The 9,894-nt window shown below is 70.8% G+C and carries 9 protein-coding genes and 1 pseudogene; 5 read left to right on the plus strand and 5 right to left on the minus strand.

The genetic code is table 11. From position 1 onward, the window contains the following. Positions 1-248: 248 nt before the first annotated feature. Both ABZ215_RS41870 and ABZ215_RS41875 read left to right on the plus strand, forming a co-directional pair. Complete coding sequence (locus ABZ215_RS41870; protein ID WP_354956381.1) at positions 249-1,649, plus strand: MFS transporter; 1,401 nt, start codon at positions 249-251, stop codon at positions 1,647-1,649. Positions 1,650-1,952: 303 nt separating this feature from the next. After that, positions 1,953-3,131: a low temperature requirement protein A gene (locus tag ABZ215_RS41875; protein WP_020423098.1), complete on the plus strand. Its 1,179-nt coding sequence runs from the start codon at positions 1,953-1,955 to the stop codon at positions 3,129-3,131. Here the strand turns inward: ABZ215_RS41875 and ABZ215_RS41880 are convergent. Both ABZ215_RS41880 and ABZ215_RS41885 read right to left on the minus strand, forming a co-directional pair. Then, on the minus strand, positions 3,121-3,876 hold the full coding sequence (locus tag ABZ215_RS41880) for a Sir2 family NAD-dependent protein deacetylase (protein ID WP_020423097.1): 756 nt from the start codon (positions 3,874-3,876) through the stop codon (positions 3,121-3,123). The genes ABZ215_RS41875 and ABZ215_RS41880 overlap by 11 nt on opposite strands. Positions 3,877-3,916: 40 nt before the next feature. Then, positions 3,917-4,891: an Ig-like domain-containing protein gene (locus tag ABZ215_RS41885; protein ID WP_237339861.1), complete on the minus strand. Its 975-nt coding sequence runs from the start codon at positions 4,889-4,891 to the stop codon at positions 3,917-3,919. Positions 4,892-4,907: 16 nt separating this feature from the next. Here ABZ215_RS41885 and ABZ215_RS41890 point away from each other — a divergent pair, with 16 nt between their 5' ends. Then, on the plus strand, positions 4,908-5,162 hold the full coding sequence (locus ABZ215_RS41890; protein ID WP_354956376.1) for a hypothetical protein: 255 nt from the start codon (positions 4,908-4,910) through the stop codon (positions 5,160-5,162). 74 nt (positions 5,163-5,236) lie between these two features. Here ABZ215_RS41890 and ABZ215_RS41895 read toward each other — a convergent pair whose 3' ends face one another. After that, complete coding sequence (locus tag ABZ215_RS41895) at positions 5,237-6,106, minus strand: patatin-like phospholipase family protein (protein WP_020423095.1); 870 nt, start codon at positions 6,104-6,106, stop codon at positions 5,237-5,239. Between the two features lie 153 nt (positions 6,107-6,259). On the opposite strand from ABZ215_RS41895, the gene ABZ215_RS41900 reads away from it, so the two are divergent. Together ABZ215_RS41900 and ABZ215_RS41905 are read left to right on the plus strand one after the other, a co-directional pair. Continuing rightward, positions 6,260-8,185 carry an acyl-CoA dehydrogenase family protein gene (locus ABZ215_RS41900; protein WP_020423094.1) on the plus strand — a complete coding sequence of 642 codons (1,926 nt, stop codon included), beginning with the start codon at positions 6,260-6,262 and terminating at the stop codon, positions 8,183-8,185. A gap of 19 nt (positions 8,186-8,204) precedes the next feature. Then, the gene (locus tag ABZ215_RS41905; RefSeq protein WP_354956379.1) at positions 8,205-8,912 is read left to right on the plus strand and encodes a copper homeostasis protein CutC; all 708 of its coding nucleotides are present in this window, start codon (positions 8,205-8,207) and stop codon (positions 8,910-8,912) included. A gap of 64 nt (positions 8,913-8,976) precedes the next feature. Here the strand turns inward: ABZ215_RS41905 and ABZ215_RS41910 are convergent, their stop codons facing one another. Further along, on the minus strand, positions 8,977-9,633 hold the full coding sequence (locus ABZ215_RS41910) for a DedA family protein (protein WP_345070390.1): 657 nt from the start codon (positions 9,631-9,633) through the stop codon (positions 8,977-8,979). A gap of 99 nt (positions 9,634-9,732) precedes the next feature. Then, positions 9,733-9,894: pseudogene (locus ABZ215_RS41915) on the minus strand (lipoyl synthase); the annotation flags it as partial.

Raw genomic sequence — 9,894 nt, forward strand, 5'->3', positions numbered from 1 at the left:
GCCACCGGGTCAAGGCACGCTTTCCCGCCTTGACGCGGTGTCTCGGCAACCGAACGATTTCAGATCGGGTTCGGGAGGGGACCTCTCAATCGGGGCGTAGCGAAGCGAAGCCGACGATTGAGAACCCGCGTAGCGGCTCGTAGCGCGCGCAACCACAACGAACAAGCCACCATGGATGAGTGACCCTCACCCAGCAACAAGACCCACGCCGCTGGAAAGCCCTGGCCGTAACGCTCACCGCCGGTTTCATGGGCCTGCTGGACGTCAGCATCGTGAACGTGGCGTTGCCGTCCATCCAGAAGGGGATCGGCGGCGACGCCGGCACCGCGCAGTGGGTCGTCTCGGGCTACGCGCTCACTTTCGGCCTGGTGCTGGTGTCCGGCGGCAGGCTGGGCGACGCCCTGGGCAGGCGCCGGATGTTCCTCATCGCGCTGGCGGCGTTCGTGGCGATGAGTGCGTTCGCGGGCGCCGCGCCGACGGGTGAGGTGCTGGTCGTCGCGCGGTTGCTGCAGGGGTGCGCGGCCGGGTTGCTCACGCCGCAGAACACCGGGCTGATCCAGGACCTGTTCCGCGGCGCGGAGCGGGGCAAGGCGTTCGGCGCGTTCGGGTCGGTCGTCGGCATCTCCACGGCTGTCGGGCCGGTGCTGGGTGGTCTCATCCTCGCCGTGTTCGGTGAGGAGCACGGGTGGCGGTGGGTGTTCTTCGTGAACGTGCCGATCGGGGCGTTCGCGTTCGTGCTGGCGTTGCGGTTGCTGCCGCGTGCCGAGGGCCGTCCCGCGCGGCTGCGGTCCGAGATCGACTTCGTCGGTGTGCTGCTGCTCGGGCTCGCCGTGCTGGGCGTGCTGCTGCCGCTGGTGGAGTCCGAAGAGGACGGTCTGCGGCGGCTGTGGTGGTTGTTCCCGGTCGCGGCCGTGTTCGGCTTCGCGTTCGTCCGCTGGGAGCGGCGCGTGGTGCGGCACGAGCGCACGCCGCTGATGGACGTCCGGTTGTTCACCGAAACCCCGGGCTACACCCCGGGCGCGGTGATCGGCGCGGTGTACTTCTGCGGGTTCGCCGGGATCTGGCTGGTGTTCGCGATGTTCTTCCAGCAGGGCCTCGGTTACACGCCGCTGGAATCCGGGCTGGCGGTGACGCCGTTCGCGGTGGGCGCGGCGGTTTCCGCGGCGGTGGCGGGACGGCTCGTCGCGCGGTGGGGGCGCCGCCTCACGGTCACCGGCCTGTCGCTGGTCGCACTGGGGCTGGGTGTCGTCGCGCTGCTGGCGTGGCTCGCACCGGGGCAGGACCTCGGTCTGGTGGTCGCGTTGCCCCTGCTGGTGGCCGGGATCGGGGGCGGCATGGTGATTTCGCCCAACACGACCCTGACGCTGGAGTGCGTGCCGACGCGGATGGCCGGCGTCGCCGGGGGAGCGTTGCAGACCGGGCAGCGGATCGGCACGGCGATCGGCACCGCGGTGCTCGCGTCGGTGTTCCGGGCGGTCCTCCCCGCGTCCGGCAACGACTTCCCGGCCGCGCTCGCCGTCTCACTGCTGTGTGCCGTCGGTTTTGTCCTCTTCGCACTGGGGCTCGGGATCGCCGAACTCCGCGCCCGGCGAGCACGCGCCTCTAACGATCAACTACTCAGCGCCACAACTGCTGCTCCATATGAGTGAGACTTCCCCGAAGGTGCTAGATCTACGGAGAGCGACCGGGTAAACCTTGACTTGCCTTCACGGTGCGGGGATCAGCTACGGACAGTGGCTATGTGGAGCGGGTTCCGGGGATGGGGACCGCGCTCCGGGCTCTCGAGATCGGACACTCAGGGTCACGCCCAGCCCGGTACCGTCGGCGTCCGCGGGGGATCGTACGGCGGCAGGAAGGCACCCACGTGGGTGGGCCCGGACGAGGGGGAGCCGGGCCCACCCGTCGTGTGTGCTGGGATGAGGCGGACAGCAGCCGATCGGGAGGGGCGAGGCATGTCCGTGGCACCCGCGAACCGGCGGTACCGCGTCTGGTACCGGCCGATGACGGCGCGGAACCGCGACGAGGAGCACCGCGCGGCGACCCCGCTGGAATTGTTGTTCGACCTGTGTTTCGTCGTCGCGGTCGGCCAGGCCGCGGCGGAACTGCACCACGCGTTGTCGGAGAACCACGTCGGCCACGGCGTGCTGAGCTTCCTGCTCGTGTTCTTCGCGATCTGGTGGGGCTGGGTGAACTTCACCTGGTTCGCCTCCGCGTTCGACACCGACGACGGCCCCTACCGGTTGCTGACGTTCGTGCAGATCGGCGGCGCGCTGGTCGTCGCCGCCGGCGTGGGGAAGGCGTTCTCCGACGACTTCACGGTCATCGTGATCGGGTACGTGCTGATGCGGCTGGCGATGGTCGCGCAGTGGCTGCGGGCCGCCCGGAGCGTGCCCGAATGCCGGTCCACGGCACTGCGGTACGCGCTGGGCATCATGATCGTGCAGGCCGGCTGGATCGCGCGGCTCGCGGTGCCCGAATCGTGGTTCCTGCCCAGTTTCCTGGTGCTCGCCGCGGCCGAGATGCTCGTGCCGGTCTGGGCCGAGCGCCGCACGCCGACCAACTGGCACCGCCACCACATCGCCGAGCGGTACGGCCTGTTCACGCTGATCGTGCTCGGCGAAACGATCTTCGGCGCGACGAACGCGGTCCGCGAGGCGATCGACACCGGTCACGACGTGCTGAACCTGGTGTTCCTCGCGCTGGCCGGGCTGGTCCTGGTGTTCGGCATGTGGTGGCTGTACTTCGACCAGCCCGGCCACCAGCGGCTCGCCCAGTTCAAGTACGGCTACGCCTGGGGCTACGGCCACTACCTGATCTTCACGTCGGCGGCCGCGGTCGGCGTCGGCATCGAGGTCGCGCTGGACCACGAGACCCACACCGGCCACGCGCCCGAGCTGGTCGCCGCGTTCGCCACCACCGTGCCCGTGGCGGTGTTCCTGGTCAGCGTGTGGCTGCTGCACGTCGGGCCGCGCAACGAGTGCCGCCCGATCGCGATCGGCTTCCCGCTCGCCGCGGTGCTGGCGCTGGCGGTGTCGTTCACGCCGGTGCCGGTGTACCTGACCGCGCTGGTCGTCGCGGCGCTGGTGGCCACGGTGGTGATCGCCAGCCACGGCGAACCGGTCAGCGACTGACCAGCTTCGGCAGCACCTCGCCCAGCGGCTCACGCAACACCACGGTCGCCACGTCGTCGTAGGGCGTTTCGGAGGCGTTCGCGATGATCACCGGCGCCCCGGCGGCCGCCGCGATGTCCACCAGGCCGGCGGCCGGGTGCACGGTCAGCGAGGTGCCCAGCGCCAGCATCAGGTCGCACGTCTCGGCGGCTTCGCGGGCGCGGTCCACCACCTCCGGGTCGAGCATCTGCCCGAAGGACACCGTCGCGGACTTGAGGATCCCGCCGCAGATCTCGCACTCCGGGTCGGACTCCCCGGCCCGCACGCGGTCCAGCGTCTCGTGCATGTCGCGGCGGTCGTCGCAGGCCAGGCAGATCGTGTCGGCCATCGTGCCGTGCAGCTCGACCACCCGGTCCGGCGAGTTCCCGGCCTTCTGGTGCAGCCCGTCGATGTTCTGCGTGAGGATCGCCGACAGCCTGCCCTGCCGTTCCAGGTCGACCAGGGCCAGGTGCGCCGCGTTCGGCCTGGCCCACCACCCGGGGTGGTCGAGCCGGGCCTGCCACGACTGCTCACGCACCTCACGGCTGGCGACGTAGTCGTCGATGTGCGACAGCTTCTCGGCGGCCGGGTTCTTCGTCCACACCCCCTGCGGGCCCCGGAAGTCCGGGATGCCCGAATCGGTGGAGACACCGGCGCCGGTGAGCGCGACGATCCGCGAAGCGCCGTCCACGAGCCGTCGCGCGTGATCGAGTTCCGGGGCAGTCATGACCCCCATCGTGCCGCCCCGGAACCGCGATCACCACAGGTCACTTCAGCGCGCTGCCCTGCTGCCACTGCTCCCACGACAGCGCCCAGTCGCCGTAGAGGTCCCACACCGGCAGCTGCTGCCCGCCGGAGTTGGTCACCTCGACCACGTCACCCAGCCCCAGGTTGTTGAAGAACCACTCGGCGTTCTCGGCGTTGAGGTTGATGCAGCCGTGCGACACGTTCGAGTTGCCCTGCGCGCCCACGCTGTTCGGGTTCTCGTGGACGAACTCGCCGTCGTTGGAGATGCGCTCGGTCCACTTCTCCTCGGACCGGTACCACTTCGGATCGCCCTGGCAGACGCCGTAGGTGCAGGAGTCCATCGTGTAGCTCTGCGCCTTGAACGAAATGACGTGCGCGCCCAGGTGCGTCGGGGTGGCGTCCTTGCCCATCGAAATCGGCATGGTCTTCACCACCTGGCCGTTGTGCAGGATCTGCATCTGCTCGGTGTTGCCGTCGGCTTTCGCGATCCAGGAATCGTGCACGTGGTAGGTCTCGGTGCGGTCCTCCGCGCCGTAGACGCCGTTGCCGAAATCGACACCGTAGATCTTCGCGGAAACGGTCAGCGTCGTGCCCGGCTGCCAGTACTCCTTGGGCCGGTAATGCACGTTCTTGTCGTCGATCCAGTACCAGCCGCCCTGCTGCGGCGGATTCGACACCACCGACAGCTGCTTTTCCACGTCCGCCTTGTTCTTCACCGGGTAGCTGAACTGGAAGACGATGGGCTGCCCGACCCCGACACCGGTCTGGGCCACCGAAGCCGGCGCGGGGATCATGTTCGGGTTCGCCTGCTTCGACGGCGACACCGTGGTCACCTGGCCCTGCTGGTCGACCGTCTTGCCGCTGCCGTCGGCGCCGTGCGCGTCGATCGTGTAGGTGCTGCCGTACCCGAGCGGTTCGGACGAGGTCCAGGTGGTCTTGTCCGCCGAGAACTCGCCCTTCACGGTGGTGTGCTTCGCGGCGTTCTGGACGGTCACGTCGCGGAGCGTGCCGTTGGCCGCCTTCACCACGATCGGCGTGACCGGGCTGATGTTCTTCCCGTTCGCGGGTTCGATGGAAACGGAAACCGCCGCCGCCTGGCTCGAGGTGCCGGGCGCGGCCGTGCCGCCGTTGTTCGCATTGCCCGAATTGCCGGAACTGCAGGCCGACAGAAAGAGCGCCACCGCGAGCAGTCCAGCCGCGATCGGCGCGCTGCGGGTGAAAGGTAAAGTCTTCTTGACTGTCATGTGGTCTCTTTTTGGGAAATAGTGGGTGAGAAAGCAAAACTACCGCGCCCGGATAGACGTGCCCTCACCCGGTTTGTTGTCCCGGAGTGGCCCGCGTCACCCGATTTTGACCCCGGGGCCGCCGTAGAGGCCTGGCCCGTCGATCACCAGGCCGTCCAGGTAGATCCGCGCGGCCTCGAACGCGAGGTCGGTCAGCTCCTCGGTGCGGCTGAAGTCCAGCGGGCTCAGCCGCACCGGGCGCGGCCCCGGCAGGTAGACCACCGGCACCTCCGCGGCCGCGATCGGCGCCTCCAGCACGGCCTGGTTCCGCATGCTCACCATCGCCGTGTACATCAGCACCTCGGCGAACGTCTGCGGCGGCGACGGGATCTGGCCGGGGAAGGCGCAGTCCAGCACCACGAGCGACCGCGCGCCCAGCACCAGCGCCTGCCGCATCGGCACGTTCGCGACGAGGCCGCCGTCGTAGAGCAGGCGCCCGTCGTGCTCGACCGGCGGGTAGATGCCCGGGATCGCCGCGCTCGCCAGCAGGGGCGGCCGCAGGTCGCCGGAGGTGAACAGGCGCGCCTCCGCGGTGTCCACGTCGGTCGCGACGACGCCCAGCGGCAGCGCGAGGTCCTCGAACGTGGTGCCCGGCCCGAGGTGGTCGTCGACGATCGTCGCCAGGCCGATGTTCGGGAAGAGGTGGGTCTTGCTGTGCCGCAGGGTGCGCACTTGGCTGAGGACCCCGCCGGGGAACGCCTCGTGGCGGGTCATGTGCGTCCAGGTCTTGCGCAGCCGCTCGCCGGCGTCGTCCGGGTCCAGCGCGAGCACCGCGCCGTTGAGGGACCCCACCGACGTGCCGACGACCAGGTCGGGCCGGATCCCGGCCTCGGTGAGGGCGCGCAGCATGCCGACCTGCATCGCACCCAGGCTGCCGCCCCCGCCGAGCACGAACCCGACCGGGCGGGGCAGGTCGACCTCGGCCATCGGACCACCTCCACTCGCATGGTGCTCCGCGTCCCCGCGCGCCGCCATCGGACGCGCGGTGGCATTCACCACCCCGGTCGAGGGGCTTCCGTTCGCGCTACCGGTGAGTAACACTGGTCACAATGTCTTGACGGCGCACCGAGGAGGTGTTCGGTGGTTGATCAGCCGAAGGTGACGGAGAAGGAAGCCCGCGCGGTCGCCGAGGAGGCCCGGGAGAGCGGCTGGGGCAAGCCGTCGTTCGCGAAGGAGCTCTACCTCGGGCGGTTCCGGCTCGACCTCGTCCACCCCCACCCGCGTGCCGAACCCGCGGCCGCGAAGAAGGCCGAGCAGTTCCTCACCCGCCTGCGCGAGTACGCCGAAACCCTCGACGGCGCCGTCATCGAGCGGGAGGCGCGCATCCCGGACGAGTACGTCAAGGGCCTGGCCGAGCTGGGCTGCTTCGGCATCAAGATCCCGGAGGAGTACGGCGGGCTCGGGCTGTCCCAGGTCGCCTACAACCGCGCGCTCGCGTTGCTCGGCTCGGTCCACCCGACGCTGGGCGTGCTGCTGTCGGCGCACCAGTCGATCGGCGTGCCGGAACCCCTGAAGCTGGCAGGCACGCCCGAGCAGAAGGCGAAGTTCCTGCCGCGCTGCGCGAAGGGCGCGGTGACCGCCTTCCTGCTCACCGAGCCCGACGTCGGCTCCGACCCGGCGCGCCTGGCGACCACCGCGACGCCCACCGAGGACGGCGGGTACCTCCTCGACGGCGTGAAGTTGTGGACCACCAACGGTGTCGTCGCCGAACTGGTCGTCGTGATGGCGCGGGTGCCGCGCAGCGAGGGGCACCGCGGCGGGATCACCGCGTTCATCGTCGAGATGGACTCGCCCGGCATCACCGTGGAGCGTCGCAACGCGTTCATGGGCCTGCGTGGCATCGAAAACGGCGTCACCCGCTTCCACCAGGTGCGGGTGCCCGCGGACGCGGTCGTCGGCGGCGAGGGCAAGGGGCTCAAGATCGCGCTGGCCACGCTCAACACCGGGCGGTTGTCGATCCCGTCGATGTGCGCGGGCGCGGGCAAGTGGTGCCTCAAGATCGCCCGCGAGTGGTCCGCGGCCCGCGTGCAGTGGGGCAAGCCGATCGCCGGGCACGCGGCCGTGGCGAACAAGATCTCGTTCATCGCCGCGACGACGTACGCGCTGGAGAGCGTGCAGGAGCTGTCCGGCCACATGAGCGACGAGGGCCGCAACGACATCCGCATCGAGGCGGCGCTGGCCAAGCTGTACGCCAGCGAGATGTCCTGCAAGATCGCCGACGAGCTGATGCAGATCCGCGGCGGCCGCGGCTACGAGACCGCGCAGTCGCTCGCGGCGCGCGGGGAACGGGCGGTCGGCGTCGAACAGCTGGTGCGCGACCTGCGGATCAACCGCATCTTCGAGGGCTCGACCGAGATCATGCACCTGCTCATCGCCCGCGAGGCGGTGGACGCGCACCTGGCGGCCGCCGGGGCGCTCGCCGACGTGGAGGCCGACCTGCCCGCGAAGGCGAAGGCCGCGGCCAAGGCCAGCGGGTTCTACGCGAAGTGGCTGCCGCAGCTGGTCACCGGCCGCGGCCAGGTGCCCACGTCGTTCGCGGAGTTCGGGCAGCTCGCGCCGCACCTGCGTTACATCGAGCGCACGGCCCGCAAGCTGGCTCGCTCGACGTTCTACGGGATGGCGCGCTGGCAGGCGGGGCTGGAGAAGCGGCAGGGGTTCCTCGGCCGGATCGTCGACATCGGCGCCGAGCTGTTCGCGATGTCCGCGGCGTGCGTGCGGGCGGAGATGCAGCGCGAGGACGACGTCCGGGAGGGCGAAGCCGCCTACGAGCTGGCCGACGTGTTCTGCCGCCAGGCGCGGGTGCGGATCGAGACGTTGTTCGAGGGCCTGTGGCGCAACACCGACGACCTGGACCGCCGCCTCACCGACCGGGTCATGGACGGCGCCTTCACCTGGCTGGAGGAGGGTGTCCTGGACCCGAGCGAGGGCACCGGGCCGTGGATCGCGGACTGGCGGGCCGGCGCGTCCACCGCGGAGGACGTCGCGCGGCGGTACTCGACCGGCTGAGCCGTGGTACTACTCGGCGGTGGCCTTCGTCGAGCTGAGCACGGACACTGTGGACGGTGCGATCGCGGCGGACCGGCTCGGCGCGGACCGCGTCGAGCTGTGCGCCGCGGGCGCGCTGGGCGGGCTGACGCCCGGGCCGGGGCTGCTCGCGGCCACCCTGGCGCGCTGCACGCGCGCCGGGGTGCACGTGCTGATCCGGCCGCGGGACGGCGGGTTCCGCTACGCGCCTGCCGAGGTGGACGCGATGCTCGCGGACGTGCGGCACGCGGTCGCGGCCGGAGCGGCGGGTGTCGTGGTCGGGGCGCTGACCGCGGCAGGCGAGGTCGACCGGGTCGTGGTGGGTGAGCTGGTGGCCGCCGCCGGTGGCCGCGAGGTGACGTTCCACCGTGCGGTCGACGTGTGCGCGGATCCGCTGGTGGCGCTGGAGGTGCTGGCGGAGCTGGGGGTGCGGCGCGTGCTCAGCTCCGGCCAGGCGGCGACCGCCGTCGAGGGGGCGCCGCTGCTGGCGCGGATGACGGAGGCGGCAGGCGACCGGGTCACGGTGATGGCGTGCGGCGGGATCCGGCCGCACAACGTGCGCCAGGTGCTGGAGGCCACCGGCGTGCGGCACGTGCACGCCGCGCCCCGGCGCCCAGCCGAACAGGCCCCGGCGACCGCCGTGGACTTCGGCGTGCACGCGACCCTGGACGTCCAGGCGGCCGAAGAGCTGATCGCCGCCGCCCGCTGAACGCGCACGAGCGCAGAACTCGCCGTGGTGAGTTCTGCGCTCGTGGAAGGTCCCGCGCGGCGGGTCACTCGGCCTTGCTGGGCTCCGCGGTGCGCTCGTCGAGCTTGCCCATCGCCTTCTTCTTCTTCCACCGCAGCAGGAAGAAGACCGCGACGGCGGCCAGCACGCCGACCACGATCAGGCCGCCGGTGTTGAGCACGCCCTCGATGCGCTTGGCCGCCTCGCCCATCGCGGCGCCCAGGCTGACGTGCAGCAGCGACCAGCTGATCGCGCCCGCTGCCGCCGCGGGCAGGAACTTGCGGAACTCCAGTCCCGAGGTGCCCGCCGCGGCCGGCGTCAGCGTCCGGATCACCGGCAGGAACCGGGCGAAGAACACCGCCCACGCGCCCCTGCGGTGCAGCACGTCCGTCGCCTTGTCCCACGCGTCCGTGCCGTATTTCTGGATCAGCTTGGTCTCGCGCAGCCGCGGCCCGAACTTCCGCCCGATCGCGTACCCGAGCGAGTCGCCGAGGGTGGCGCACACCGCCACCACCGCCCACAGGATCAGGAACCGCGGCGCGGTGTTCGCGGTGGTCGCGGCGACCAGCAGTCCCGACTCGCCGGGGGCGATGAAGCCCAGCCCGATGGTGCACTCGGCGAACACGAGTGCGCCGGTCGCGCCGACCAACGCCGGCTGCGGCAGTGCCTGCAGCCATTCCAGGATGTCGGTTACCAGCGCCACGTGTGATCCCCTGTCCCTTTTGCCCCTGCTGACCCCTTCAAACTACCGTGCACGGTATCGGGCTCGCGGCGCACTTTCGTCAGGGAATTCCCCCGACTTTCAGCGCGTCAGGAGGCTGCTGGCTTCCTGGGCGGCGGGTCCGGCTTCGGCCAGGTGCGCGAGGTTGGCGGGCAGTTCCTCGCCGCGGTGGCGCTTGGTCTGGGCGTAGAGCCGGCCGGCGCGGTAGGAGGAGCGGACCAGCGGCCCGGCCATCACCCCGGC

Source organism: Amycolatopsis sp. NPDC006131 (assembly GCF_040614175.1).
GTDB lineage: Bacteria > Actinomycetota > Actinomycetes > Mycobacteriales > Pseudonocardiaceae > Amycolatopsis_E > Amycolatopsis_E tucumanensis.

Excerpts from the sequence above, each read along its gene's own strand:
- ABZ215_RS41895 (WP_020423095.1), bottom strand. The coding sequence starts at position 6,106 with ATGGCCGAGGTCGACCTGCCCCGCCCGGTCGGGTTCGTGCTCGGCGGG.
- ABZ215_RS41870 (WP_354956381.1), top strand. The coding sequence starts at position 249 with ATGGGCCTGCTGGACGTCAGCATCGTGAACGTGGCGTTGCCGTCCATC.
- ABZ215_RS41875 (WP_020423098.1), top strand. The coding sequence starts at position 1,953 with ATGTCCGTGGCACCCGCGAACCGGCGGTACCGCGTCTGGTACCGGCCG.
- ABZ215_RS41880 (WP_020423097.1), bottom strand. The coding sequence starts at position 3,876 with ATGACTGCCCCGGAACTCGATCACGCGCGACGGCTCGTGGACGGCGCT.